The 25,717-nt window shown below is 61.7% G+C and carries 23 protein-coding genes; 21 read left to right on the top strand and 2 right to left on the bottom strand.

The features are described from left to right. Positions 1-25 precede the first annotated feature (25 nt). The 9 genes from nuoN (at position 26) to HP556_RS11535 (ending at position 9,071) form a co-directional block, all read left to right on the top strand. On the top strand, positions 26-1,462 hold the full coding sequence (gene nuoN / locus HP556_RS11575) for an NADH-quinone oxidoreductase subunit NuoN (protein ID WP_120290021.1): 1,437 nt from the start codon (positions 26-28) through the stop codon (positions 1,460-1,462). After that, positions 1,463-2,281 (top strand): biotin--[acetyl-CoA-carboxylase] ligase, encoded by an 819-nt coding sequence (locus tag HP556_RS11570; protein WP_175367094.1) that lies wholly within the window; start codon positions 1,463-1,465, stop codon positions 2,279-2,281. It abuts the gene before it with no gap. Next, positions 2,278-3,942 (top strand): ribonuclease J, encoded by a 1,665-nt coding sequence (locus HP556_RS11565; RefSeq protein ID WP_089264553.1) that lies wholly within the window; start codon positions 2,278-2,280, stop codon positions 3,940-3,942. Before HP556_RS11570 ends, HP556_RS11565 begins: the two co-directional genes overlap by 4 nt. Positions 3,943-3,973: 31 nt before the next feature. Next, a complete protein-coding gene (gene mce, locus HP556_RS11560) occupies positions 3,974-4,396 on the top strand; it encodes a methylmalonyl-CoA epimerase (RefSeq protein ID WP_068730877.1) in 423 nt (140 codons plus the stop codon). 7 nt (positions 4,397-4,403) lie between these two features. After that, complete coding sequence (locus tag HP556_RS11555; RefSeq protein WP_175367093.1) at positions 4,404-4,679, top strand: DUF1467 family protein; 276 nt, start codon at positions 4,404-4,406, stop codon at positions 4,677-4,679. A 56-nt stretch (positions 4,680-4,735) separates the two neighbouring features. Next, positions 4,736-5,116 carry a hypothetical protein gene (locus HP556_RS11550; protein ID WP_089264551.1) on the top strand — a complete coding sequence of 127 codons (381 nt, stop codon included), beginning with the start codon at positions 4,736-4,738 and terminating at the stop codon, positions 5,114-5,116. Positions 5,117-5,686: 570 nt separating this feature from the next. Further along, positions 5,687-7,006, top strand: a complete 1,320-nt coding sequence (gene proS / locus HP556_RS11545; RefSeq protein ID WP_089264550.1) for a proline--tRNA ligase — start codon at positions 5,687-5,689, stop codon at positions 7,004-7,006. A gap of 76 nt (positions 7,007-7,082) precedes the next feature. Next, positions 7,083-8,363: a lipoprotein-releasing ABC transporter permease subunit gene (locus HP556_RS11540; RefSeq protein ID WP_068730873.1), complete on the top strand. Its 1,281-nt coding sequence runs from the start codon at positions 7,083-7,085 to the stop codon at positions 8,361-8,363. A 9-nt stretch (positions 8,364-8,372) separates the two neighbouring features. Continuing rightward, positions 8,373-9,071 (top strand): ABC transporter ATP-binding protein, encoded by a 699-nt coding sequence (locus tag HP556_RS11535; RefSeq protein ID WP_068730961.1) that lies wholly within the window; start codon positions 8,373-8,375, stop codon positions 9,069-9,071. Positions 9,072-9,130: 59 nt separating this feature from the next. Here HP556_RS11535 and HP556_RS11530 read toward each other — a convergent pair whose 3' ends face one another. Both HP556_RS11530 and HP556_RS11525 read right to left on the bottom strand, forming a co-directional pair. Beyond that, entirely contained in the window at positions 9,131-9,430 is a 300-nt protein-coding gene (locus HP556_RS11530; RefSeq protein ID WP_175367092.1) for a DUF3551 domain-containing protein, read from the bottom strand. 81 nt (positions 9,431-9,511) lie between these two features. Then, the gene (locus tag HP556_RS11525; RefSeq protein WP_175367091.1) at positions 9,512-9,736 is read right to left on the bottom strand and encodes a hypothetical protein; all 225 of its coding nucleotides are present in this window, start codon (positions 9,734-9,736) and stop codon (positions 9,512-9,514) included. A gap of 387 nt (positions 9,737-10,123) precedes the next feature. On the opposite strand from HP556_RS11525, the gene dnaE reads away from it, so the two are divergent. The 12 genes from dnaE (at position 10,124) to fabZ (ending at position 25,622) form a co-directional block, all read left to right on the top strand. After that, positions 10,124-13,606 (top strand): DNA polymerase III subunit alpha, encoded by a 3,483-nt coding sequence (gene dnaE / locus HP556_RS11520; protein ID WP_089264548.1) that lies wholly within the window; start codon positions 10,124-10,126, stop codon positions 13,604-13,606. Positions 13,607-13,807: 201 nt separating this feature from the next. Next, positions 13,808-14,800, top strand: coding sequence for a 30S ribosomal protein S2 (locus tag HP556_RS11515; RefSeq protein ID WP_068730869.1), 993 nt, complete (start codon positions 13,808-13,810; stop codon positions 14,798-14,800). A gap of 199 nt (positions 14,801-14,999) precedes the next feature. After that, entirely contained in the window at positions 15,000-15,923 is a 924-nt protein-coding gene (tsf, locus tag HP556_RS11510) for a translation elongation factor Ts (protein WP_089264547.1), read from the top strand. A gap of 67 nt (positions 15,924-15,990) precedes the next feature. Beyond that, a complete protein-coding gene (gene pyrH / locus HP556_RS11505) occupies positions 15,991-16,707 on the top strand; it encodes a UMP kinase (protein ID WP_068730867.1) in 717 nt (238 codons plus the stop codon). Positions 16,708-16,777: 70 nt separating this feature from the next. Next, entirely contained in the window at positions 16,778-17,335 is a 558-nt protein-coding gene (gene frr / locus HP556_RS11500; protein ID WP_374725665.1) for a ribosome recycling factor, read from the top strand. A 90-nt stretch (positions 17,336-17,425) separates the two neighbouring features. After that, on the top strand, positions 17,426-18,181 hold the full coding sequence (locus tag HP556_RS11495) for an isoprenyl transferase (RefSeq protein WP_175367090.1): 756 nt from the start codon (positions 17,426-17,428) through the stop codon (positions 18,179-18,181). 5 nt (positions 18,182-18,186) lie between these two features. Continuing rightward, positions 18,187-18,897: a phosphatidate cytidylyltransferase gene (locus HP556_RS11490; RefSeq protein ID WP_338117564.1), complete on the top strand. Its 711-nt coding sequence runs from the start codon at positions 18,187-18,189 to the stop codon at positions 18,895-18,897. A gap of 4 nt (positions 18,898-18,901) precedes the next feature. Next, the gene (gene dxr, locus HP556_RS11485) at positions 18,902-20,125 is read left to right on the top strand and encodes a 1-deoxy-D-xylulose-5-phosphate reductoisomerase (protein WP_093758765.1); all 1,224 of its coding nucleotides are present in this window, start codon (positions 18,902-18,904) and stop codon (positions 20,123-20,125) included. 43 nt (positions 20,126-20,168) lie between these two features. Beyond that, positions 20,169-21,320 carry an RIP metalloprotease RseP gene (gene rseP, locus HP556_RS11480; RefSeq protein ID WP_089264545.1) on the top strand — a complete coding sequence of 384 codons (1,152 nt, stop codon included), beginning with the start codon at positions 20,169-20,171 and terminating at the stop codon, positions 21,318-21,320. Between the two features lie 173 nt (positions 21,321-21,493). After that, the gene (gene bamA / locus HP556_RS11475) at positions 21,494-24,028 is read left to right on the top strand and encodes an outer membrane protein assembly factor BamA (RefSeq protein ID WP_120290003.1); all 2,535 of its coding nucleotides are present in this window, start codon (positions 21,494-21,496) and stop codon (positions 24,026-24,028) included. Positions 24,029-24,060: 32 nt separating this feature from the next. Next, a complete protein-coding gene (gene lpxD / locus HP556_RS11470; RefSeq protein WP_089264543.1) occupies positions 24,061-25,146 on the top strand; it encodes a UDP-3-O-(3-hydroxymyristoyl)glucosamine N-acyltransferase in 1,086 nt (361 codons plus the stop codon). Then, positions 25,143-25,622 (top strand): 3-hydroxyacyl-ACP dehydratase FabZ, encoded by a 480-nt coding sequence (gene fabZ / locus HP556_RS11465; RefSeq protein ID WP_068730861.1) that lies wholly within the window; start codon positions 25,143-25,145, stop codon positions 25,620-25,622. The genes lpxD and fabZ overlap by 4 nt, the downstream gene beginning before the upstream one ends. Positions 25,623-25,717 lie beyond the last annotated feature (95 nt).

Raw genomic sequence — 25,717 nt, 5'->3', positions numbered from 1 at the left:
CCGCAGCAGATCAGGATAACGCGCAATGACGATTACGACCGCCGGATATTCCCTGCTGCCCGTACTGCCGGAGCTGATGCTCGCGGTCGGCGCCATGGTGCTGCTGATGATCGGTGCCTTCAACGGACCGAAGGTCACGGGTCTCGTCACGACGCTCGCCGTCTGCCTGCTGGTGGTGGTCGGCGCGGCTGAAATCATGTTGCCCGCGGGCAAGCATGTCACTTTCGGCGGCAGCTTCATCGTCGATGACTATGCGCGCTTCCTGAAGGTGCTGGCGATCATCGCGTCGGCCGTGACGCTGATCTTGTCGCGTGAATTCCTTGCGGATCAGTCCCGTCGTATTTTCGAATACGCCATCCTGGTGCTGCTCTCGACGCTCGGCATGATGGTGCTGATCTCGGCCGGCGACCTGATCATGCTGTATCTCGGCCTCGAACTGATGAGCCTTGCGCTCTATGTCGTCGCAGCCTCCAACCGCGACAATGCAAAGTCGACCGAAGCCGGCCTGAAGTATTTCGTGCTCGGCGCGCTGTCGTCGGGCATGCTGCTCTACGGCGCTTCTATGATCTACGGTTTCACCGGCACGGTGTCCTTCGCCGGCATCGCCGCCGAAGCCAAGACCGGCAATATCGGCCTGGTGTTCGGCCTGGTGTTTCTGCTGGCCGGCCTCTGTTTCAAGGTTTCGGCCGTGCCGTTCCACATGTGGACGCCCGATGTCTACGAAGGCGCACCGACGCCCGTCACCGCCTTTTTCGCCTCGGCCCCGAAGGTTGCAGCACTCGCTGTGTTCACCCGCGTCACACTGACCGCGTTCCCGGGCATCGTGGTGCAATGGCAGCAGGTCGTGGTGTTCGTGTCGCTGGCCTCGATGGTGCTGGGCTCGTTCGCCGCCATCGGCCAGACCAACATCAAGCGCCTGATGGCCTATTCGTCGATCGGCCATATGGGCTTCGCGCTGGTCGGCCTTGCCGCCGGCACGCAGGAGGGTGCGCAGGGCGTGCTGGTCTATATCGCGATCTATGTCGCGATGACCCTCGGCACCTTCGCCATCATCCTGACCATGAAGCGCAATGGCCAGCCCGTTGAGACGATCAAGGATTTCGCCGGCCTGTCGCGCACCAATCCGATCATCGCCTTCTTCTTCGCGATGTTCCTGTTCTCGCTGGCAGGCGTGCCGCCGCTGGCCGGCTTCTTCGGCAAGTTCTACGTCTTCATGGCGGCCATCAAGTCGGGCCTGTTCGTACTGGCCGTGGTCGGTGTGTTGGCCAGCGTGGTGGGCGCGTTCTACTATCTGTCCATTGTGAAGCTCATGTATTTCGACGAGCCGGTCGGGAAGCTCGATCCGATGCGCGTCGAGCTGCGCACGGTGCTGGCTGTGGCGGGTCTCTTCAACGTGTTGTTCTTCGTCTATCCGGCGCCTCTGGTCAGCGCGGCGGCATTCGCAGCGAAGTCGCTGTTCTAGATGGTATTTTCGCTCGGTCCCCGAGCCCTCGCGGCGGGCACGAAGCTCGCCGCATTCGACACAACCGGTTCGACCAATACGGAAGCCATGGACCGCGCGCGCGCAGGCGAGCGCGGTCCTATGTGGTTTGTCACAACGGAACAGACCGCGGGACGTGGGCGGCGGCATCGGCCGTGGGTCGCTCCCCGCGGGAACCTCGCCAGTTCGGTGCTGGAAGTTCTTGATGTGACGCCCTCAGTTGCGGCGACGCTGGGCTTTGCGGCCGGCGTTGCCGTTGAGAAGGCGCTCCGACAGATCAGCGTCGAAGCCGCGATGCGGGCGCCGCAGTCGGCCGCGAATGATTATCGGCTGAAATGGCCGAACGACGTTCTGGCAGGCGGGCACAAGCTGGTCGGAATGAATCTGGAGGCGGAGGCAGCGCCGAACGGCCAGCTTGCTGTTGTCGTCGGCATCGGCACCAATGTGGTGGCGGCCCCCGACAATATGCCTTATCCGGTTGCTTGCCTGCATGCGATGGGTGTCAGCGCCAGCGCTGAAGACCTGTTTGCGGCGCTTTCGGACACCTGGCAGGAGATGCGCGGCATCTGGGATTCCGGCCGCGGGTTTGCCGAGATCCGGCGACAGTGGCTGGAGCGTGCAGCAGGGATCGGTCAGCCGGTGTCCGTGGACAACGGGGTACAGACGATTTCGGGAATTTTCGACACCATTGATGAGGCCGGTTGTATGATTGTCGCGACAGCGGATCGCCGGCGAATCCCTATTACCGCCGGCGACGTTCATTTCGGATCGGCCGCGTCGACAAGGACAGTACGCAAATGACGCGACCCAACGAATTGACCTTCGCACCGCTGGGAGGCGTCGGCCAGATTGGCATGAACCTGTCGATCTATGGCCTGGCCGGGAAGTGGCTGGCGATCGACCTCGGCGTCTATTTCGGTGACGAGGAGCATCTGCCCGGCATCGATCTGGTGATGCCCGACGTGCGCTTCCTGGAAAAGGAAAAGAAGAATCTCGTCGGTCTCGTGCTCACCCACGCCCATGAGGACCATTTCGGCGCCATCATTGATCTGTGGCCCAAGTTGAAATGCCCAATCTATGCGACGCAGTTCAGCGCCGCATTGTTCGAAGCCAAATGCGCCAGCGAGCGCAACCCGCCGAAGATCCCCGTCACCGTGGTGCCGTCGGGCGGCCGCATCAATCTCGGCCCGTTCGATATCGAGTTCATTCCGGTCGCGCATTCGATTCCGGAATCCCATGCGATCGCGCTGCACACACCGCTCGGCACCGTGCTGCATACCGGTGACTGGAAGATCGATCCGACACCGATCATCGGCCTGCCAACCGACGAAAAGCGGCTGCGCGAACTCGGTGATGCCGGCGTACTGGCCATCATCGGCGACTCCACGAATGCGGTGCGCGATGGCCGCTCACCGTCCGAAACGGAGGTTGCCGCGACGCTCACCAAACTGGTGAAGGCTGCCAAGGGCCGCGTCGCCGTCACGACCTTCGCATCGAACGTGGCGCGGTTGCGGGCCGTTGCCGAAGCGGCGCAGGCCGCGGGCCGCGAAGTGGTGCTGGTCGGCCGCGCTATGGAGCGCGTCGTGCAGGTGGCCCGCGAATGCGGCTATCTCGATGGACTGCCGGCTTTCCGTAACGCCGACTATTACGGCCATTTCCCGCCGGACAAGGTGGTGGCGCTGTGCACGGGCAGCCAGGGTGAAGCGCGCGCGGCGCTGGCACGTATCGCCAGCGACGATCATCCGATGGTGACCCTCAACAAGGGCGATACGGTGATCTTCTCGTCGCGGACCATTCCAGGCAACGAGAAGGCGGTCGGCACCATCATCAACGGTCTTGTCACGCAGGGCATCGAGGTGATCACCGATCGCGATGCGTTGGTGCATGTGTCGGGCCATCCGCGCCGCGACGAATTACGCGACATGATTTCCTGGGTGCGGCCGCAATTGTTGATCCCCGTCCATGGCGAGGCGCTGCATCTGCACGAGCATGCCAAGCTGGCGCGCGCCTGCGGCGTGCCGCGGACCATGATCGTCAAGAACGGCGACCTGGTGCGCCTTGCGCCCGGCGATGCTGCCGTCATCGACGAACTGCCGTCGGGCCGCATGTTCAAGGACGGCCTCATTCTCGAGGATTCCAAGTCTCGTGCCGTAAGCGAGCGGCGCCGGCTGTCCTTTGCCGGCTGTGCGTTCGTGGCACTGGCCGTGACCATGAAGGGCGAACTGGTCGATGACCCTGCGGTCGACCTGATCGGCATTCCCGAAAAGAACCTCAAGGGCGAGGTGATGGAGGATGTCGTGTTCGACATCGTCGTCAACATCGTCGAGAACCTGCCCAAGGCGCGCAAGCGCGATCCCGATGCGATGGCGGAGTCGGTGCGACGCGCCGTCCGCTCGTCACTCGCCGATCAATGGGGCAAGAAGACGATGTGCTACGTTCACATCCTGCAGGTCGAAGACTAAAAGCAAAGAAACAAAGACGACGGAGGACACCATGCTGGGCCGGCTCAATCATGTGGCGATTGCCGTCGCCGATGCGGAGAAAGCTGCGAAGATCTACGGCACCGCCTTCGGCGCCGAGATTTCCGCGACCGTGCCGCTGCCGGAACATGGCGTGATCACGGTGTTCGCGACGCTGCCGAATACCAAGATCGAATTCATCCAGCCGCTCGGCGCGGACTCGCCGATCGCCAAATTCGTCGAGCGCAATCCCGACGGCGGCATTCATCACATCTGTTACGAAGTGCCGGATATCATCGCGGCACGCGACAACCTGATCAAGGAAGGCGCGCGCGTGCTTGGCGACGGCCAGCCGAAGATCGGCGCCCACGGCAAGCCTGTGCTGTTCCTGCATCCCAAGGATTTCTCGGGCGCGCTGGTAGAGATCGAACAAGCTTCCGAAATCGAACAGTCCTGAGGACGCGATGGCCTATACGATCTCGACGTCGCTCGCGGTCTATTTCGTCATCTGGTGGATCACGCTGTTCCTGACGCTGCCGTTCGGCGTGCGCAGCCAGCATGAGGATGGCGAGGGCACCGACGGCACCGATCCCGGTGCGCCTGTGCTGGCCCGGATGGGGCGCAAGCTGATCTGGACCACGGTGATTTCCGCCGTGCTGTTCGCGGGCGGCATGTATGCGTATCGCATGGACTACTTCAACATCGAGCGGCTCTCGAAGCTGATGGGCGTGCCGATCTGAGAGCGATCTTTAACCTGCGGAGTCTGTCCTTTCAGGTGTCGATACGGAGCTGACGCATGAAGCGCTTTCTGCTTTTTCTGTTGCTTGGGCCGGCTGTCGGTTTCGCGGTTTTCGAGCTGCGCGAAATTGCCAGCGGCAGGATCATCGGCGGCTTTCCCGGCTTCATTATGGGATTGCCCTTTGCCTACTGGTTCGGGCTGATCCCGTCGCTGGTGATGTGGCTTGAGGACTGGTTCCTTGAAGACAAGATGCAGCTGTGGCCGAAGGTGCTGACCTCGGCGCTTACTGGCTATGTCGTGAGTATCGGGATGATGTTGATCTGGACGTCGGTGTCGATTCCGCTGCGTCAGATTCTTACATTCGGGATCGTCGGCGCGGTACAGGGCCTGGTCTGTTCGTGGCTGTCGGGCATCAAGCCGAAGGGTGGTGCGCTGTAATACGCGGCGCTTTGCATCTCCGAAAAAAGGCCGGCATGGATGCCGGCCTTTTTTCGTCTCGGACGATATGAAGTGTCGCTATCGTTGTCGGGAATCTGCCGAAAAAAAAGAGCAGGGCCGCAGCCCTGCTCGGAAAATTGTGTCGACCCTATTACCCCAAACTTTGGATTTTATCCTTGCTTAGCGGGTTGACGCTGCTTGAGCGCGTCAGGGCTCCTCCCGAGACTTGGACCACCAGACTCTGTCCTTACGAACCGCCTGAGCTGTGAGTCGTAGCTTAACTTTTTTTGTTTGTCACCAATTTCGGCAATGTGTGTTCAAAATTTAGGCCAAGGGTAGAATCGCGACCTTTTACGCGATTTCCGGTCACGCTGGGGTCGCTGTGGCCGACATCGGAAATGGAGATATTTGACAGCCTGGGAAGCAATTCGCCAGGCGAACGGAATTAAGCCCCGATTGCCAGCTCCATGTCCTAGACTGCCCGGCGTCCGACCCGTCGCCCTTGTATTTTGGCGGCCGATCCGGTTTCACTCGCGTTCTCCCGTGTCCCTCCGATTCCCAGGCCTAACCATGCGATTGTCGCGCTATTTTCTGCCCATTCTCAAGGAAACGCCGAAGGAAGCCGAGATCGTCTCGCACCGGCTGATGCTGCGCGCGGGCATGATCCGGCAGGAGGCCGCCGGCATCTATGCCTGGCTGCCGCTGGGCCTGCGGGTGCTGAAGAAGATCGAGGCGATCGTCCGCGAGGAGCAGAACCGGGCGGGCGCCATCGAGCTCCTGATGCCGACATTGCAGCTCGCCGATCTCTGGCGCGAAAGTGGGCGCTACGACGCCTATGGGCCGGAGATGCTGCGCATCGTCGACCGCCACAAGCGGGAGCTTCTCTACGGGCCGACCAACGAGGAAATGATCACCGAGATCTTCCGCGGTTATGTGAAGTCCTACAAGAGCCTGCCGCTGAACCTGTACCACATCCAGTGGAAGTTCCGCGACGAGCAGCGTCCGCGTTTCGGCGTGATGCGCGGCCGCGAATTCCTGATGAAGGATGGCTATTCGTTCGACATCGACGAAGCCGCGGCGAAACATTCCTACAATCAGATGTTCGTCGCTTATCTGCGCACCTTCGCGCGCATGGGCCTCAAGGCGATCCCGATGCGCGCCGAGACCGGACCGATCGGCGGCGATCACTCCCACGAATTCATCGTGCTCGCCGAAACCGGCGAGTCCGGCGTATTCTGCGACAAGAACGTGCTCGATCTGCCGATCCCGCCGGCCGATGTCGACTATAGCGGTGATCTCACGGGCATCATCAATCAGTGGACCTCGATCTATGCGGCAACCGAAGACGTCCACGACGCCGCGCGGTTCGAGAGCGAAGTGCCGGCCGAGCGGCGGCTCAACACCCGCGGTATCGAAGTCGGCCAGATCTTCTATTTCGGCACCAAATATTCCGACGCGATGAAGGCAACCGTCGCGGGCGCCGATGGCGCGGAGACGCCGATCCATGGCGGCTCCTATGGCGTCGGCGTGTCGCGGCTGCTGGGCGCGATCATCGAGGCCTGCCACGACGAGAACGGCATCAAGTGGCCCGAGGAAGTGGCGCCGTTCCGTGCTGCGATCCTCAACCTGAAGCAGGGCTCGCCCGATACGGATGCGGCCTGCGAGGCGCTCTACAAGGAGCTCTCGGCCAAGGGCGTCGATGTGCTCTATGACGACACCGACCAGCGCGCCGGCGGCAAGTTTGCCACCGCTGACCTGATCGGTGTGCCCTGGCAGATCCTCGTTGGCCCGAAGGGGCTCGCCGAAGGCAAGGTCGAGCTGAAGCGGCGCGATGACGGTTCGCGTGAGAATATCAGTGCCGCTGAGGTCGTCGCAAAGCTGACGTCCTGACGACTTATCCACTGTGTGGTCGCCGCATCACTCACGATGCGGCTAGAATAAGCCCGATTCGTATGGGAGTCGGGCGATGGATGATGCCATGAGCGAGCCAGTTCGAACCCCACCCTTCGCCGCCTTCGAATGGCTGCTGTCCGGACGCTATCTCCGCGCGCGCCGCAAAGAGGGATTCATCTCCGTCATTGCCGGCTTCTCGTTCCTCGGCATCATGCTCGGCGTCGCCACGCTGATCATCGTGATGGCCGTGATGAATGGCTTCCGCAAGGAGCTGCTCGACAAGATCTTGGGTCTCAACGGGCATCTGCTGGTGCAGCCGCTGGAAAGTCCTCTGACCGACTGGAAGGATGTCGCCGACCGCATCAGCGGTGTGAATGGCATTCGTCTCGCGGCGCCGGTTGTGGATGGCCAGGGACTGGGATCATCCGCGTTCGGTGCTGCCGGCATCTTTATCCGCGGTATCCGCTCTGGCGATCTCAATAACCTCACGTCGATCGCCAAGAACATCAAGCAGGGCACGCTCGAAGGCTTCGATGACGGGCAGGGTGTGGCGATCGGTCGGCGGCTGGCAGATCAGCTCTCGATCCACGCCGGCGACATGATCACGTTGATCTCGCCGAAGGGGGCGGTGACCCCGATGGGCACGACGCCGCGCATCAAGCCCTACAAGGTTGCTGCCGTCTTCGAGATCGGCATGTCGGAATATGACTCGACCTTCGTGTTCATGCCGCTGGCCGAGGCGCAGACTTACTTCAATCGCCCCTCTGACGTGACCTCGATCGAGGTCTACACCAACAATCCCGACAGGATCGACGAGTATCGCAAGCTCGTGACCGAGGCGGCCGGGCGGCCGATCTTCATCGTCGATTGGCGGCAGCGCAACTCGACCTTCTTCAATGCGCTGCAGGTCGAGCGCAACGTCATGTTCCTGATCCTGACGCTGATCGTGCTGGTGGCGGCGCTGAACATCGTCTCCGGCCTGATCATGCTGGTAAAGGACAAGGGCAGCGACATCGCGATCCTGCGCACCATGGGCGCCTCTCAAGGCTCGATCATGCGGGTGTTCCTGATCACGGGTGCTGCGATCGGCGTGGTCGGCACGCTGGTCGGCTTCTTTGTTGGACTACTGGTCTGCTTCAACATCGAGACGATCCGGCAATTCATCTCGTGGATGACATCCACGGAGCTGTTCTCGCCGGAACTGTATTTCCTGTCCAAGCTGCCGGCCGAGGTCGACGTCGGCGAGACCAGCGCGGTCGTGATCATGGCGCTGACGCTGTCGTTCCTGGCGACCCTCTACCCGTCGTGGCGCGCCGCGCGCCTCGATCCCGTCGATGCGCTAAGATACGAGTGAGTGACTGATATGGCGCAAGGGGCAGATGATGTACCGGTGGTCTATCTCCACGACATCAAGCGGCAATACACCCAGGGCGAAAGTGTTCTGACCATTCTCGACAATGCCAAGCTGGCATTGTGGGCGGGGCAGTCGGTCGCGCTGGTGGCGCCGTCCGGCTCGGGCAAGTCGACGCTGCTGCATATTGCCGGTCTGCTCGAGAGCCCGGATGACGGCGAGGTCTATGTCGGCGGCACCGCGACCTCGGGCCTGTCGGACACCGAGCGCACCCAGATCCGTCGCACCGATATCGGCTTCGTCTACCAGTCGCATCGGCTGCTGCCGGAATTCACCGCGCTGGAGAACGTCATGCTGCCGCAGATGATCCGCGGCCTGAAGCGCTCCGAGACGGTTGCCCGCGCCAAGGAAATCCTGGCCTATCTGGGTCTGGCCGAACGCATCACCCATCGCCCTGCGGAGCTGTCGGGCGGCGAGCAGCAACGCGTTGCGATTGCCCGCGCGGTGGCCAATGCACCGCGCGTGTTGTTTGCCGACGAGCCGACGGGCAATCTCGATCCGCATACTGCAGATCACGTCTTCAAGGCGCTGATGCAGCTGGTGAAGGCGACCAAGGTGGCGATGCTGATCGCGACCCACAACATGGAACTGGCTGGCCGCATGGATCGGCGGGTGTCGCTGGAAAACGGCAAGGTCGTCGAACTCGACTGACCCCGCCACTCGTTTCATTTGAGAGAGAAAAAGCGAGGCGCCGCGGACGGCGCCGTCGCTCAGTAGCTGCTCTTACGCTTGCGCTTCACGCGCGGCTGCTGCGGTGCGTAGGTCTGCGCATAGGCCAGCGCCGGATTGGCGAAGCAGGTCAGGCCGATGCCCGATGCCGTCGCGGCGCACTGCGCATAGGTGCGGTAGCTGCAGTCGTCGTCGTCATAGAGCGAGCGCATGCAGAACGGATAACCGCTCGGCGTGTTGAACGAGAACGGGCCGGGATCGGTGCGCTGTGCTGCGGCGGGCGTGACGGTGAGGGCCGAGAGGGCGCCGAGGGCGACCAGAGCAAGCAGGGCTGCGCGCATCGAATTCTCCTGCCGACTCAGATGGCCGGCTGCATGTGATCTCTGACCGGCACAAAGCCGGTCAGAGAGGTATTCGTCAACTCACAAAGCCGGATTCCGCTCCGCATCTGGCGCCGGAAACATGCCGTAACAGGGCTTGTTCGGCACACGACGCAATACGGCGTAGGTGATCGCCGGCGAGGGATGGCCTTGGCTGGCTGGGCGTAAAGCGTGCCGGCCTGCCATTTTAACCATCCCGAATATGAGGCGCGACGCGCCCGGATCGGCTGCTTGACTCAGGAACAGAATGAGAACAATGTTCTTCATATGTTCCAGAGATCACGGAGGCCACCATGTTGAAGACCTTTGTTGAAGAAGCCGCTGCACTGGCATCGATCGTTCTGTTCGTCGGCATGATTGCGGTTTGGGCGCAACTGATCCCCCAGCTGTGATCCTGCTCCCGGACGCTGGCTGCGAAGCTGGCGCCGGAACACTGGGGAAGCACTCTCCGGTGGATACGGGAACGCTCCCGGGGAATGACAAGCATTCCCTAGGGAATGCGGGGACGCTTCCGGGCCCGAGCGGGTTTCACATGGACTTGGCCGGGGGCAGGCATCACCATGGGACAGCGAGTCGGCCTGAACAGGCCGCCGCGATCCCCAGTGTCGATGACTGCCCAGATCGGGCGCTGCAAAGTCCGGAACGCCCCACGCCATGAGTCAGAAGCCCGCCGCCGCGTCGAATGCCGGATTTGTCCATCTGCACGTGCATTCGGCCTATTCGCTGCTGAAGGGCTCGATCAAGATCCAAAAACTGGCGGAACTGGCGAAGGCCGACCATCAGCCGGCGCTGGCGCTGACCGATAGCGACAACATGTTTGGCGCGCTGGAATTCTCCGAGAAGCTGGTGGGCTACGGCATCCAGCCGATCACCGGCTGCGAGGTCGCGATCGATTTCGGCGACCAGGATCCCAACGCCCGTAATGCGCTGAACGCCGTGATGCCGCGCATCGTGCTGCTGGCTGCCAAGGAGCGTGGCTATCAGAGCCTGATGAAACTCAACTCGCGCGCGTTTCTGGAAACCCCGGTCAATCATGCGCCCCACATCAAGCTGGAATGGCTGCTGGAGGAAACAGAAGACCTGATCGCGTTGAGCGGCGGTCCTGACGGTCCGATCAATCAGGCGCTGCTCGCCGATCAATCCGCGCTTGCCGCTGCGCGTTGCGACCGACTCGCATCGCTATTCGGCGATCGGCTCTACATCGAACTGCAGCGTCATGGCGCAGAGAAGGAGCGCCGCGCCGAAGCGGGTTTGATAGACCTGGCTTACGCCAAGGGCCTGCCGCTGGTGGCAACGAACGAGCCGTATTTTGCCGCCGCGGATGACTATGAGGCCCATGATGCGCTGCTATGTATCGCCGGTGGCAGGATCATTGCCGAAACGGACCGCGAGCAGCTCACTACCGATCATCGCTTCAAGACTCGCGCCGAAATGGCGGTTCTGTTTGCCGATATTCCCGAGGCATTGGCGTCAACCGTCGAAATCGCCGAGCGCTGCTCGTTCCGGCCAAAGACGCGCAAGCCGATCCTGCCGCGCTTCACGGTGGGCGCCGGCAGTAACGCTGAAGGTGCGGCCCAGGAGGAATCCGACGAGTTGCGTCGTCAGGCCGAGGAAGGCCTGCGCAAACGTCTCGAGATCCACGGCGTGTCGCAGGGCAAGAGCGAGGAGGAATACCACGCGCGGCTCGACTTCGAACTCAACGTGATCTCCCGCATGAACTATGCGGGTTACTTCCTGATCGTGTCCGACTTCATCAAATGGGCGAAGGCACAGGGCATTCCGGTGGGACCGGGCCGCGGTTCGGGCGCGGGCTCGCTGGTCGCCTGGGTGTTGACCATCACCGATCTCGATCCCTTGCAGTTCAATCTTCTGTTCGAACGCTTCCTCAATCCGGAACGCGTCTCGATGCCGGACTTCGACATCGACTTCTGCCAGGATCGTCGCGGCGAGGTGATCTCCTATGTGCAGCAGCGCTACGGCCGCGATCAGGTCGCGCAGATCATCACCTTCGGTACGCTGCAGGCGCGCGGCGTGTTGCGCGACGTCGGCCGTGTGCTGCAGATGCCCTATGGCCAGGTCGACAAGCTGACCAAGCTGGTGCCGCAAAATCCTGCGGCCCCTGTGACCTTGGCTGCGGCGATCGAAGGCGAGCCGAAGCTGCAGGCGCTCCGCGACGAGGATCCAATCGTCGCCAAAGCCTTCGATATCGCGCAGCGTCTCGAGGGCCTGACGCGCCACGCTTCGACCCACGCCGCAGGCATCGTGATTGGCGACCGGCCGCTGTCGCAGCTCGTGCCGATGTATCGCGATCCGAAATCGGACATGCCGGTCACCCAGTTCAACATGAAATGGGTTGAGCCAGCAGGTCTCGTGAAGTTCGACTTCCTCGGCCTGAAGACGCTGACGGTGCTCGATGTCGCCGTGAAGCTACTCAAGCAGCGCAATATTGACGTCAATCTTGCGACCACGCCGATTACCGACGCCAAGAGCTACGAAATGCTGGCGCGCGGTGAAGTGGTCGGCGTATTCCAGGTGGAAAGCCAGGGTATGCGGCGCGCGCTTGTGGACATGCGGCCCGACCGTTTCGAGGACATCATCGCGCTGGTCGCGTTGTATCGTCCGGGCCCGATGGCGAACATCCCGACCTATTGCGCGCGCAAGCATGGCGATGAAGAGCCGGAATATCTGCATCCGATCATCGAGCCGATCCTGAAGGAAACTTTCGGCGTCATCATCTATCAGGAACAGGTGATGCAGATCGCACAGGTCATGGCCGGCTATTCGCTCGGCGACGCCGACCTGCTGCGCCGCGCGATGGGCAAGAAGATCCGCGCCGAAATGGAAAAGCAGCGCGAGATCTTCGTTGCAGGCTCTGTCAAGAACGGCGTGCCGAAGGGGCAGGCCGATACGATCTTCGATCTGCTGGCAAAATTCGCCGACTATGGCTTCAACAAGAGCCACGCGGCGGCCTATGCGCTCGTGTCGTATCACACCGCTTATATGAAGGCGCATTATCCGGTGGAGTTCATTGCGGCGTCGATGACGCTCGACATGGGCAATACCGACAAGCTGTCGGAATTTCGCGCCGAGGCGCAGCGGCTCGGTATCAAGGTCGAGGCGCCGAACATCAATCGTTCGGGCGTAACCTTCGAGGTCAGCGACAACACGATCTATTATGCGCTGGCCGCGTTGAAAGGCGTCGGCGCTGGCGCCGTCGAGCTGATCGTCGCCGAGCGCAACAAGAATGGTTTGTTCACGTCGCTTGCCGACTTTGCGTCGCGCGTGAGCCCACGCGCCGTCAACAAGCGCATCATCGAAACACTCGCTGCGGCCGGCGCCTTCGATACGCTCGATCCACATCGTGCCCGCGTGCATGGCGGCGCGGATGCTATTTTGGCCGCCTGCCAGAGCGCCCACGTGGATACGACAATCGGTCAGGGAAACATGTTTGGCGGCGCGGCCGATGCGCCGACCATCATGCTGCCGCAGATCGACAACTGGCTGGCGGCGGAGAAGCTGCGCAAGGAATACGACGCTATTGGCTTCTTCCTGTCCGGCCATCCGCTCGATGACTATGCGACCGCCCTGAAGCGACTGCGGGTGCAGAGTTGGGCCGAGTTCTGCCGCGCGGTCAAAACCGGTGCTACGGCGGGCAGGGTGGCGGCTACCGTCGTATCCCGCATGGAGCGGCGGACCAAGACCGGCAACAAGATGGGCATCATGGGCCTGTCGGATCCGACCGGGCATTTCGAGGCGGTGCTGTTCTCCGAAGGGCTTGCCCAATACCGCGACGTGCTGGAACCCGGTACCGCGGTGCTGCTGCAACTCGGTGCCGAACTCCAGGGCGAGGACGTTCGGGCCCGGGTTCTCCACGCGGAACCTCTGGATGCCGCCGCTGCCAAGACCCAGAAGGGGCTCAGGGTGACCATGAAGGACACCAAGGCACTGGATTCGCTGGTAAAACGCCTCCAACCGCAGCCGAGCAATGCCGCCGGCGGAGGCGACGTCTCGCTGATCCTGCGCCTCGACCTGCAAACTGAGGTCGAATTCAAGCTCGAAGGCCGGTTCCAGGTGTCCCCGCAGATCGCCGGCGCCATCAAGGCGGTTTCCGGGGTGGAAATGGTCGAAACGCTTTGAGCTGGCAACCCGCGCGGTAAACCGGCCGAAGCCGCCGGATTTCCTTGCTTATCCCGGGAATCCGGCTATAAGCCGGCGCATCTCACACGGAAGCATGGCTTAATCGCCGTCCGGTGGCATCCGGGCTGCACGGCAGAATCCTCTGCCCGAACGCTCGTTTGCTCACACGCTTCCGGAGGAAACAACCGGAGAATTGATACTATGGCACTACCCGAATTTTCTATGCGTCAACTGCTCGAAGCTGGCGTCCACTTTGGCCACCAGTCGCACCGCTGGAATCCGAAGATGGCGAATTACATCTTCGGCGCACGCAACAACATCCACATCATCGATCTCGCGCAGACCGTGCCGTTGCTGCACACCGCGCTGAAGGCTGTGAGCGACACCGTCGCCAAGGGCGGCCGCATCCTGTTCGTCGGCACCAAGCGCCAGGCGCAGGACGTCGTTGCCGAAGCTGCGAAGCGTTCGGCGATGTACTTCGTCAATTCGCGCTGGCTCGGCGGCACGCTGACCAACTGGAAGACCATCTCCGGTTCGATCAAGCGTCTGCGCCACCTCGACGAAGTGCTGAACTCTGGCGACGCGTCGGCCTACACCAAGAAGGAGCGTCTGACGCTGCAGCGCGAGCGCGACAAGCTCGATCGCTCGCTGGGCGGCATCAAGGACATGGGCGGTCTGCCCGACCTGATCTTTGTGATCGACACCAACAAGGAAGACATCGCGATCCAGGAAGCTCAGCGTCTGGGTATCCCTGTCGCGGCGATCGTCGACACCAACTCGGATCCGAAGGGCATCACCTATGTGGTCCCGGGCAACGACGACGCCGGTCGTGCGCTGTCGCTGTATTGCGACCTGATCGCACGCGCTGTCATCGACGGCATCTCGCGCGCCCAGGGCGACTCGGGCTTCGATATCGGTGCATCGGCTGCCCCGGTGGCTGAGGCCATCCCGGCTCCGGAAGCAGGCTTCCAGGGGCTGGCCGGTCCGCGCGGCACCGCCGACGATCTCAAGAAGCTCACCGGCGTGTCCGGTGCGATCGAGAAGAAGTTCAACGACCTCGGCATCTTCCACTACTGGCAGCTGGCCGAACTCGATCACGACACCGCACACAAGATTGGCGAAGAAGTTGGTCTTCCGGCCCGTGCCGACGGCTGGGTCGCCCAGGCCAAGGGTCTGACGGCGGAAGCCGAGTAACGCGCAGGCGTGATCCCGGAACCGGTGTCCCGGTTCCGGACAAAATCATGCCGAGCGACAGCCAAGAAACTATTGTGCGGCCGTCATCCCGGCCGCACTTTCCATCTCTACACTTCTCTCGATGATAGTTCCTGCGGCGTAACGCGATTGACCAGCACCGGCTGGCTCGCAGGCGCCCTGACAGGCAAAGGGTTCAACGATGGCAACGATTACTGCAGCGATGGTCAAGGACCTCCGCGAAACCACCGGCGTCGGCATGATGGATTGCAAGAACGCACTGGCTGCCAATGACGGAGACATGCAGGCGTCAATCGACTGGCTGCGCGCGAAGGGCCTGTCCAAGGCCGCCAAGAAGGCTGACCGCGTTGCGGCCGAAGGCCTGATCGGCGTTCTCACCGCCGGCAACAAGGGCGTCGTGGTCGAAGTCAATTCCGAGACCGACTTTGTCGCGCGCAACGATCAGTTCCAGGGTCTGGTCAAGATGATCGCCCAGGTGGCGCTCAAGGTCGGCTCCGACGTCGAAGCCATCAAGGCTCACAAGATTGGCGAAGCTACCGTCGAGACCGCGATCACCGAAGCCATCGCCACCATCGGCGAAAACATGACCCTGCGCCGCGCCGCGACGCTGGAAGTCTCGGCCGGCGTCGTGTCGAGCTACGTGCATAACGCCGTGATCGAAGGTCTCGGCAAGATGGGCATCATCGTCGCGCTGGAATCCACCGGCAAGGCTGACGAGCTCGCGACCCTTGGGAAACAGATCGCGATGCATGTCGCTGCTGCCAACCCGCAGGCGCTGGACTCGGCCGGCCTCGATCCGGCCGTCGTTGCTCGCGAGAAGGAAGTGATGGCGGATAAGTATCGCCAGCAGGGCAAGCCGGATGCGATGATCGAGAAGATCGTCGAGAACGGCCTGAAGACCTATTACAAGGAAGTCTGCCTGCTGGATCAGGCCTTCATCCACGACACCGGTAAGTCGGTGGCGCAGGCCGTCAAGGAAGCCGAAGGCAAGGTTGGCGCGCCGATCAAGCTCGCTGGCTTCGTGCGCTACGCGCTCGGCGAAGGCATCGAGAAGCAGACTTCGGACTTCGCTGCCGAAGTTGCCGCCGCCAGCGGCCAGAAGTAAGACGAATTGGAAGACCTCCCGGCGATCTACGCCGGGAGCTGCCGCCTCGAAAGGAAGCGATCGCATCATGGGTGAGCCGCTCTATCGTCGCGTCGTGATCAAGGTCTCGGGTGAGTCTTTCGCCGGAGGCCAGTCATTCGGTATCGATCAGCCGACCATCGACCGCATTGCCGTCGATCTCATTGCAGCCCAGAAACTTGGTGTCGAAGTCGCGGTCGTCGTCGGCGGCGGCAATATCTTTCGCGGCGTCGAAGTCTCCTCGCGTGGTGTGTCGCGCCCGACCGGCGATAGCATGGGCATGCTCGCTACCGTTATGAACTGCCTGGCACTGGAAGCTGCGATCGAGCGCCACGCCGTGCCGGCCCGCACGCTGTCGGCGATGGTGATGCCGCAGGTCTGCGAACTCTTCACACGTGCTGCCGCACACAAATACCTGTCCGAGGGCCGCATCGTGCTGCTGGCCGGCGGTACCGGCAATCCGTTCTTCACCACCGACACGACCGCAGTGTTGCGCGCTGCCGAGATCGGCGCATCGGCCGTGCTGAAGGCGACCAATGTGGACGGCGTCTACAGCGCCGATCCAAAGAAGGATCCGAACGCGACGCGCTTCGAGCGTCTCAGCCATTCGCAGGCCGTGGAGGGGAACTACAAAGTCATGGATGCGACGGCTTTCGCGCTTGCCCGCGAGACCTCGCTGCCTATCATCGTGTTCTCGATCGCCGAACCGGGTTCGATCGGCGCCATTTTGACTGGTACTGGCCGCGGCACCATCGTCGCGGGCTGATTTTAGACGGGTTCGGAGCGCCATACCCGCTTCGCACCAGCAGGATACAAGGGAGAGCTGCATGGCCACCATGGCCCCATTCGACATCAACGACCTCAAGCGCCGTATGCAGGGCTCGACCCAGTCGCTGAAGCATGAGCTTGGCGGCTTGCGCACCGGACGTGCGGCAGCCTCGATGCTGGAGCCGGTCCAGGTGGAAGCCTATGGCAGCCACATGCCGCTGAACCAGGTTGCGACCGTCAGCGTTCCCGAGCCGCGCCTGCTGTCGGTGCAGGTTTGGGACAAGTCGATGGTCAAGGCGGTGGAAAAGGCGATCGTCGATTCCAATCTTGGCCTTAGCCCGGCAACCGAAGGCCAGATTCTGCGGCTACGCATTCCCGAATTGAACACCGAGCGCCGCAAGGAACTCGTGAAGGTCGCGCATAAATATGCCGAGGCAGCCAAGGTCGCCGTGCGCCACGTCCGCCGCGACGGTCTCGACATCATCAAGAAGCTCGAGAAGGCTCACGAGATTTCCGAGGACGACCAGAAGCGCCACGATACCGAAGTGCAGAAGGTCACGGACAGCATAATCGCTGAAATCGATCAGTTGCTGGCGGCTAAGGAAAAGGAAATCATGACGGTTTAAGCGTTAGAAGCCGCTTTTAAGCTGTTGAAAAGCGTATGGTCCGCAAATTGGTCACATATGTGCCGGACCATAGGCTGGGGATTTTAATCGATGTCGAATGCCGCCGCGCCCGCAAATGATGGATCGGACCGATCCACGCCTTTGCATGTCGCGATCATCATGGACGGCAATGGGCGCTGGGCTGCAGCGCGGGGGCTTCCGCGCGCCGAGGGCCATCGCCGCGGCGTCGAGGCACTTCGCCGTGTGGTGCGGGCATCCAACGAACTCGGCATCCAATATTTGACGATCTTCTCGTTCAGCTCCGAGAACTGGTCGCGGCCCGCATCCGAGATCAGCGATCTGTTCGGCCTGCTGCGTCGCTTCATCCGCAACGACCTTGCCACCCTGCATCGCGACGGCGTGCGGGTCCGTGTGATTGGAGAGCGCCAGGGCCTCGATTCCGATATCGCGTCATTGCTGAAAGAGGCCGAGGACCTGACGCGGGGCAACACCCAGCTCAATCTCGTGGTCGCCTTCAACTACGGCTCGCGGCACGAGATCGCCATGGCAGCGCAGCGCCTTGCGCGCGAGGTTGCCGAGGGCAAGCGGACGCCCGAAAGCATCAATGTCGATACGCTCGGCCAGTATCTCGACGCGCCTGATATTCCGGACCCGGACCTGATCATCCGCACGTCGGGTGAACAGCGGCTATCGAACTTCCTGATGTGGCAGGCTGCCTATAGCGAGTTCGTCTTCGTGCCGATCCACTGGCCCGATTTTGACAAGGCCGCGCTGGAAAGCGCCATTGCCGAATATGCCCGCCGCGAGCGGCGTTTCGGCGGTCTCGCCGCGAAAACCGGTTCGTGACCGGCGTGACCCAGGACGACAGTACGCCGAAGCAGGCGGATGACCGGGGGCTGCGCAATCTCTTGATGCGCGTCCTGGCCGCGCTGGTACTGATCCCCGTCGCGATCTTCGCCGCCTATACCGGTGGCTGGCTGTGGTTCGGCCTCGTGACGCTGGTGTCGGTTGGTCTCTTCCTGGAATGGCGGGCCATTGTCGGCAATCATGTCGGCTGGATCGGGCTCGGCGTCGTCTATGCCTTGGCTGCGTTTGCGGCGTCCATTGTCGTGCGCCTCGATCCCGTCTGGGGCTTCTCGGCCCTGATGTTCATTCTGTTGGTGGTCTGGATGACCGATATCGGCGGCTATTTCGCCGGGCGCGGCATCGGCGGCCCGAAACTGTGGCCGCGCGTCAGTCCGAAGAAGACATGGGCCGGCGCTATCGGCGGTTTTGTTCTCAGCCTTGCTGTGGCTGCCGGTTTTGCCATGAATGGTTTGGGCAGGCTGCTGCCGCTGCTCATGGTCGCAACCGTGCTGACGGTGCTGTCGCAACTCGGCGATCTCTTCGAGTCCGCAGTGAAGCGCAAATTCGGCGTCAAGGATTCCGGCCAGATCATTCCTGGTCATGGCGGTCTGCTGGATCGCCTCGACGGCTACGTGTTCGCGGTGGTGGCTGCTGCGGTGATCGGTCTTTTACGCGGCGGCGCAGATGGCGTCGGCCGCGGTCTTATGGTTTGGTGATTTGATGAGCGCTGTTCCCCTGCGAAATAACAAGCCCGCCGCGTCCAGTCTGCGCAGCATCACTGTCCTCGGTGCAACCGGTTCGATCGGCGACAGCACCATGGATTTGCTACGAGCGTCGCCCGAGCGGTACCAGGTGGAGGCTTTGACGGCTAACGGCAACGTCGAAGGCGTGGTCAAGCTGGCCAAGGAATTCAACGCGCGCTTTGTGGCCGTCGCTGATGAATCCAAGCTGGACGAACTCCGCGCGGCGCTCGCCGGCACCGGCATCGCCAGCGGGGCAGGGGATAGCGCCATCGTCGAGGCTGCAGAGCGTCCGGCCGACTGGCTGATGGCCGCCGTATCAGGCGCCGCCGGCTTGAAGCCTGCGCTCGCCGCCGTCGACCGCGGTGCAACGGTTGCACTGGCCAACAAGGAATGCCTCGTTTGCGCCGGCGATTTCTTCATGGATCGCGCCGCCAAAGCTGGCGCCTGCATCCTGCCGGCGGACAGTGAGCACAATGCTCTGTTCCAGGCGCTGGCTTCCGGCAGCCGCGAGGAACTGACCCGCGTCATCATCACCGCCTCGGGCGGACCGTTCCGCACCTGGGCTGCCGCCGATATCGAGCAGGCAACGCTGGCGCAGGCGCTGAAACATCCGAACTGGTCGATGGGGCAGAAAATTACCATCGACTCCGCATCGATGATGAACAAGGGCCTCGAAGTGATCGAGGCGTCCTATCTGTTCGCGCTGGCGCCGGACGAAATCGACGTATTGGTGCATCCGCAGTCGATCATCCACGGCATGGTCGAGTTCCGCGATTATTCTGTCATGGCGCAGCTCGGTTCGCCCGACATGCGCACGCCGATCGCGCATTGCCTGGGTTGGCCGGACCGCATTCCGGGCCGGGCGGCACCGCTCGATCTCGCCAAAATTGGTTCGCTGACCTTCGAGGCACCGGATTACGCGCGCTTCCCTGGCCTGAAGCTGGCCTATGACGCGCTGCGCACCGGCAGCGGCGCGACCACCGTCTACAACGCGGCCAACGAGATCGCCGTGGCTGCCTTCACCGCCCAGAAGATCCGCTTTGGCGCCATTGCACGGCTGGTCGAAGCCACCATGAATGAATGGGTGCGGGCAGGGAATTTGGCGCCGTTGTCGTCGGCGGATGACGCCATCGCTGTTGACCATAAAGCGAGAAAAATGGCTGCCACCCTCTTGCCTCAAATTGCCGCAAAGGCATCCTAGAGCATTGGGGACGGGGCCTTTGGCCTCGCGTTAGGGGATCGGGATGCTTGAGTTTTTCCAACATAGTTTCAATACGTTAAGCCACGGCTTTATCGGCTATATCATCCCCTTTCTGTTTGTCCTGACGATCGTGGTGTTCTTCCACGAACTCGGCCACTTCCTGGTCGCCCGCTGGAACGGCGTTAAGGTCCTGACGTTCTCGCTCGGCTTCGGTCCCGAACTGGCCGGCTTCAACGATCGCCATGGCACGCGCTGGAAGATTTCCGCGATTCCGCTTGGCGGCTACGTGAAGTTCTTCGGCGACGAGAGCGAAGCCTCGACCCCCTCAAGCGCCGCGCTGGAAGGCATGACGGCGGATGAGCGCAAGGGCAGCTTCCATCACAAGCGGGTTGGCCAGCGTGCGGCCATTGTGGCTGCCGGTCCGATCGCCAACTTCATCCTCGCGATCGTCATTTTCACCTGCCTGTTCACGTTCTTTGGCAAGCCGAGCACGACCGCCAAGGTCGACAGCATTCAGGCGGGCAGCGCGGCCGAGAAGGCTGGGTTCCAGTCGGGCGACATCATCAAGGCCATCGATGGCAAGGTCATTGGCAGCTTCTCCGACATGCAGCGCATCGTCGGCACCAAGGCTGGCGAGCAGCTGGCCTTCAGCGTCAAGCGCGGCGAAGCCACGGTCGAGCTGAAGGGCACGCCAGAACTTCGCGAAGTCAAAGACAGCTTCGGTAACGTCCATCGTCTCGGCGTCCTCGGCATTACCCGCGCGACAGCGGTTGGCGAAGCGACCACCGAGCGGGTCAATCCGGCGACCGCTTTCGTGCTGGGCGTCAAGGAAACCTGGTTCGTCGTGGACCGTACCATCGCCTATATCGGCGGTGTATTCACCGGACGCGAGGCGGCCGACCAGATCGGCGGTCCGATGCGAATCGCCCAGATCTCGGGGCAGGTGGCGACAATAGGCCTGACCGCCCTGATTCACCTGGCGGCGGTACTGTCGATCTCGATCGGCCTTCTCAACCTGTTTCCGGTGCCGCTTCTCGATGGCGGTCATCTTTTGTTCTATGCCGTCGAAGCCGTTCGTGGGCGCCCGCTGTCGGAGCGCGCGCAGGAGATGGGCTTCCGCATTGGCCTCGGTTTAGTGCTGATGTTGATGGTATTTGCGACCTATAACGACATTCTTCACCTGGCTTCGTCATGATCGAGGCTGGGGGTAACGTGGCCGATGGGCAACGTCTTGGAATGAAATTAGAATTGCAGCGCGAAAGGTCGTTTGCCAGTCAGGTAAAATTGGCTACAAGCTGGGCCACTAAAGGGATTCTGTCAGACCGTAGGGGTGCGGGCTGGCGATGGAATGATAAGGGCGCTTTGCGCATGATTTTTGGTTTGCGGGGTTTCCGGGGCGGCCTTCTTGCTGCTTCGATCTTGGTCGCCATGCCGGTCGCCGTTACAGCGACTGCTGCGCTCGTTTCTTCGACTGCCGTGGCTCAGACCGCCGCTTCGATTGTTGTTGAAGGCAATCGTCGCGTGGATGTGGAGACCATCCGCTCCTATTTCCGTCCCGGCCCGAGTGGCCGGCTGGATCAGGGCACCATCGATGACGGCCTCAAGTCGCTCATCGAGACCGGCCTGTTCCAGGATGTGAAGATCAATCAGGCCGGTGGCCGTCTGGTCGTCAGCGTCGTCGAAAACCCGGTCATTGGCCGTGTCGCCTTCGAAGGTAACAAGAAGGTCAAGGACGACCAGCTGAACGCTGAAGTGCAGTCGAAGCCGCGCGGGACGTTGTCGCGCCCGATGGTGCAGGCCGATGCCCAGCGCATTTCCGAAATCTATCGTCGCTCTGGCCGTTATGACGTCAGCGTCGTTCCGGAATTCATTGAGCAGCCGAACAACCGCGTCGACCTGATCTTCACGATCAACGAAGGCGCGAAGACCGGCGTGAAGTCGATCCAGTTCATCGGCAACAACTATTACTCGTCCTACCGCCTCAAGGACGTCATCAAGACCCGTGAATCGAACCTCCTGAGCTTCCTGGCTTCGGGCGACATCTATGATCCGGACCGCATCGAAGCCGATCGCGACCTGATCCGCCGCTATTACCTGAAGAACGGCTTTGCCGACGTTCAGGTCGTCGCCGCGCTCACCGAATACGACCCGAACCAGAAGGGCTTCCTGGTCACCTTCAAGATCGAAGAAGGCCAGCAGTACCGCGTGTCGTCGGTCGACTTCTCGTCCACCATTCCGCAGTTCGATCCGAACTCGCTGCGCAGCTTCTCGCGCGTTGGCGTCGGCTCGCTTTACAACGCGGAAGCGCTGGAGAAGTCGGTCGAGGAAATGCAGATCGAAATGTCCCGCCGCGGCTACGCCTTTGCCGTCGTGCGTCCGCGTGGCGATCGCAATTTCGAATCTCACACCGTCACCATCGGCTTCACGGTGGAAGAGGGCCCGCGCGTCTATATCGAGCGCATCAATGTGCGCGGCAACACGCGTACCCGTGACTATGTCATCCGTCGCGAATTCGATCTCGCAGAAGGCGACGCCTATAATCGTGCGCTGGTCGATCGTGCCGAGCGCCGCCTGAAGAACCTCGACTTCTTCAAGAGCGTGAAGGTGACGACCGAGCCTGGTTCATCCAGCGATCGCGTGATCCTGGTTGTCGATCTGGAAGAAAAATCCACCGGCGACTTCTCGGTCTCGGGTGGTTACTCGACCACCGACGGTGCACTCGGCGAAGTCAGCGTCTCGGAACGTAACTTCCTCGGTCGTGGCCTGTTTGCCAAGGCGTCGGTCCAGTATGGCCAGTATGCCCGTGGCTACTCGCTGTCCTTCGTCGAGCCTTACCTGCTCGACTACCGCGTGGCCCTTGGCCTCGATTTCTATCAGCGCGAGCAGCTGTCCAACAGCTACATTTCGTACAACACCAAGACGCTAGGCTTTAGCCCGCGTCTCGGCTTCCAGCTGCGTGAAGATCTCGCGCTGCAGCTGCGCTACTCGATCTATCAGCAGCAGATTTCGCTGCCGAGCACGCTCGCGAATTGTAACAATCTTCCGGGCAGCCCGACTGCAACCAACACGCCTGGCTATCTGAATTCGTTGTTTGGCCTTGGCTTCGCCGAAACAGGTTCCGGCAACTGGGGCTGTTATGCAGATGGCGAGTCGTCGCTGCCGGTTCGCCGCGAGCTGGCCAGCGGCAAGACGCTGACCTCGGCTCTGGGCTATACGCTCAACTACAACACGCTCGACAATAACAAGAACCCGACAGATGGTCTGTTCCTGGAGTTCAAACAGGACTACGCCGGCGTCGGTGGCGACGTGACCTACCTGAAGACCACCGTCGATGCGAAGTACTACACCCCGCTTGTGGCCGACATCGTTGGTTTGCTGCGTGTCCAGGGTGGCATGCTGAACAAGGTCGGCGAAGACATCCGCATGCTGGATCACTTCCAGATGGGTCCGAACTTGGTGCGTGGTTTCGCGCAGAACGGTATCGGTCCGCGTGACATCAGCTACGTTGCGCTGGGATCCTACGGTGACGCACTCGGCGGCACGAAGTATTGGGGCGCTTCGGCTGAATTGCAGATGCCGTTCTGGTTCCTGCCGAAGGAAGTTGGCATCAAGGGTGCGGTCTATGCCGATGCTGGCGGTCTCTGGGATTATCAGGGACCGACGAGTTGGGCTCAGACTGGCGAAGTCAACGCTGCCGGTTGTGTGGCTGCTAGCCGGACTTCGGTCGGTAACTGCGCTGGCATGACCTATGACGATGGCAATGTCGTCCGGTCGTCGGTCGGTGTTGGCCTGATCTGGCAGTCGCCGTTTGGTCCGCTGCGCTTCGATTACGCAGTGCCGATCACCAAGGGCGCCTATGATCGCGTGCAGCAGTTCAAGTTCGGCGGCGGAACTTCGTTCTGAGTTTGATCTCCGGCCGGACCGCGACGGGTGGAATGGTTCTGCCGACGTTCTTCAAGCAATCGCCGTCGTTGACGCTGGCTGAAATAGCCGCGTCAACGAAGGCACGACTGGTCGACCCGACGCGGGCCGACCAGGTCGTGACTGGCGTAGCCTCGCTTGATGAGGCCGGCCCCCATCACCTGACCTTCTTCGAAAATCTCCGCTATATCGACCAGCTCACCCACACCAAGGCCGGTGCGTGCCTGGTGAGCGAGAGCTTCAAGGGCGATATTCCGGCTCACGTAACGGTGCTGCGCGCCAAGCGGCCATTTGCGGCCTTCGTGGAATTGGCGCGCGAACTGCACGCGGACACGCTGCGTCCGGTCTCCGGCTTTGACATTACTGGCATCGCCGCATCCGCCGTCATCCATCCCTCTGCTCAGCTCGAGGATGATGTTACGGTGGATCCGCTGGCCGTGATCGGCCCGGATGTGGAGATCGGTTCCGGCACCATCATCGGTTCTGGCGCGGTGATCGCCGCCGGGGTCAAGATCGGACGCGACTGCAATATCGGCGCTGGCAGCACGCTGCAGTTCACACTGATCGGCAACAACGTACTCGTTCATCCCGGCTGCAAGTTCGGCCAGGACGGCTTTGGCTTCGTCTTCGGCCGGGACAAGCACATCAAGGTCCCGCAGACCGGTCGTGTCCTGATTCAGAACGACGTCGAGATCGGCGCCGGCACCACCATCGACCGCGGCAGCTTGCGCGATACCGTGATTGGCGAGGGGACCAAAATCGACAATCAGGTCCAGATCGGCCACAATGTGACAATTGGACGGCACTGTGTGATCGCTGCAAAATGTGGCCTTGCAGGCAGCCTGACCATCGGCGACAACGTCGCGCTGGGCGCCATGGTGGGCCTCAACAATCACATTACGATTGGCGATGGCGCGCAGGTCGCCGCAATGGCCGGAGTGAAAGACAGCATTCCGCCGCGCGCGCGGTGGGGTGGCATCTTTGCCCGGCCGACCAAGCAATGGTTCCGCGAGATCCTCGCGGTTGAGAAACTCGCCCGCGAGAGCATGCCGGGAACGGATGCGACGACGCAGGATACGAAAGACGAGGGGCGGGAATGAGCCAGGATTTACCAAGCGATGGCGCATCGCCGATCATCATCGAGACGGTCGACATCAACACCATCCTCAAGACCCTTCCGCATCGCTATCCGTTTCTTCTGATCGATCGTGTCGTCAACATCCGCAAGGACTTCAGCGGCATTGGTATCAAGAACGTCACGATCAACGAGCCGGCATTCCTCGGGCATTTTCCTGATCGCCCGGTCTATCCCGGCGTGTTGATGATCGAAGGCATGGCTCAGACAGCGGGCGTGATCGGCATCTCGTCCGTCGAAGGCACCGAGAAGCCGCGTGCGGTGTATTTCCTCACCATCGACAAGTGCAAGTTTCGTAAGCCGGTGATGCCTGGCGATACGATCGAATATCATCTGCACCTGATCGGCCGGAAAAAGGCGATGTGGTGGTTCCATGGCGACGCCAAGGTAAATGGCAAGGTCGTCGCCGAGGCCGATGTCGGTGCAATGCTGACAGACTGATTGGCACCTACCTGAACGCGCATGATGCCATCGAAGACCTCGATGGCATCATGCGTTTGTAAGTCATGGTATGAGACGTGTCGTAACAGATCGCA

Source organism: Tardiphaga robiniae (genome assembly GCF_013359755.1).
GTDB classification, from domain to species: Bacteria; Pseudomonadota; Alphaproteobacteria; order Rhizobiales; family Xanthobacteraceae; genus Tardiphaga; species Tardiphaga robiniae.
This window is presented reverse-complemented; position numbering and strand designations above follow the sequence as displayed.

What these genes read in the sequence shown, in the direction of transcription:
- nuoN (WP_120290021.1), top strand. Translation starts at nt 26, where the DNA reads ATGACGATTACGACCGCCGGATATTCCCTGCTGCCCGTACTGCCGGAG.
- HP556_RS11570 (WP_175367094.1), top strand. Translation starts at nt 1,463, where the DNA reads ATGGTATTTTCGCTCGGTCCCCGAGCCCTCGCGGCGGGCACGAAGCTC.
- HP556_RS11565 (WP_089264553.1), top strand. Translation starts at nt 2,278, where the DNA reads ATGACGCGACCCAACGAATTGACCTTCGCACCGCTGGGAGGCGTCGGC.
- mce (WP_068730877.1), top strand. Translation starts at nt 3,974, where the DNA reads ATGCTGGGCCGGCTCAATCATGTGGCGATTGCCGTCGCCGATGCGGAG.
- HP556_RS11555 (WP_175367093.1), top strand. Translation starts at nt 4,404, where the DNA reads ATGGCCTATACGATCTCGACGTCGCTCGCGGTCTATTTCGTCATCTGG.
- HP556_RS11550 (WP_089264551.1), top strand. Translation starts at nt 4,736, where the DNA reads ATGAAGCGCTTTCTGCTTTTTCTGTTGCTTGGGCCGGCTGTCGGTTTC.
- proS (WP_089264550.1), top strand. Translation starts at nt 5,687, where the DNA reads ATGCGATTGTCGCGCTATTTTCTGCCCATTCTCAAGGAAACGCCGAAG.
- HP556_RS11540 (WP_068730873.1), top strand. Translation starts at nt 7,083, where the DNA reads ATGGATGATGCCATGAGCGAGCCAGTTCGAACCCCACCCTTCGCCGCC.
- HP556_RS11535 (WP_068730961.1), top strand. Translation starts at nt 8,373, where the DNA reads ATGGCGCAAGGGGCAGATGATGTACCGGTGGTCTATCTCCACGACATC.
- HP556_RS11530 (WP_175367092.1), bottom strand. Translation starts at nt 9,430, where the DNA reads ATGCGCGCAGCCCTGCTTGCTCTGGTCGCCCTCGGCGCCCTCTCGGCC.
- HP556_RS11525 (WP_175367091.1), bottom strand. Translation starts at nt 9,736, where the DNA reads ATGAAGAACATTGTTCTCATTCTGTTCCTGAGTCAAGCAGCCGATCCG.
- dnaE (WP_089264548.1), top strand. Translation starts at nt 10,124, where the DNA reads ATGAGTCAGAAGCCCGCCGCCGCGTCGAATGCCGGATTTGTCCATCTG.
- HP556_RS11515 (WP_068730869.1), top strand. Translation starts at nt 13,808, where the DNA reads ATGGCACTACCCGAATTTTCTATGCGTCAACTGCTCGAAGCTGGCGTC.
- tsf (WP_089264547.1), top strand. Translation starts at nt 15,000, where the DNA reads ATGGCAACGATTACTGCAGCGATGGTCAAGGACCTCCGCGAAACCACC.
- pyrH (WP_068730867.1), top strand. Translation starts at nt 15,991, where the DNA reads ATGGGTGAGCCGCTCTATCGTCGCGTCGTGATCAAGGTCTCGGGTGAG.
- frr (WP_374725665.1), top strand. Translation starts at nt 16,778, where the DNA reads ATGGCCCCATTCGACATCAACGACCTCAAGCGCCGTATGCAGGGCTCG.
- HP556_RS11495 (WP_175367090.1), top strand. Translation starts at nt 17,426, where the DNA reads ATGTCGAATGCCGCCGCGCCCGCAAATGATGGATCGGACCGATCCACG.
- dxr (WP_093758765.1), top strand. Translation starts at nt 18,902, where the DNA reads ATGAGCGCTGTTCCCCTGCGAAATAACAAGCCCGCCGCGTCCAGTCTG.
- rseP (WP_089264545.1), top strand. Translation starts at nt 20,169, where the DNA reads ATGCTTGAGTTTTTCCAACATAGTTTCAATACGTTAAGCCACGGCTTT.
- bamA (WP_120290003.1), top strand. Translation starts at nt 21,494, where the DNA reads ATGATTTTTGGTTTGCGGGGTTTCCGGGGCGGCCTTCTTGCTGCTTCG.
- lpxD (WP_089264543.1), top strand. Translation starts at nt 24,061, where the DNA reads ATGGTTCTGCCGACGTTCTTCAAGCAATCGCCGTCGTTGACGCTGGCT.
- fabZ (WP_068730861.1), top strand. Translation starts at nt 25,143, where the DNA reads ATGAGCCAGGATTTACCAAGCGATGGCGCATCGCCGATCATCATCGAG.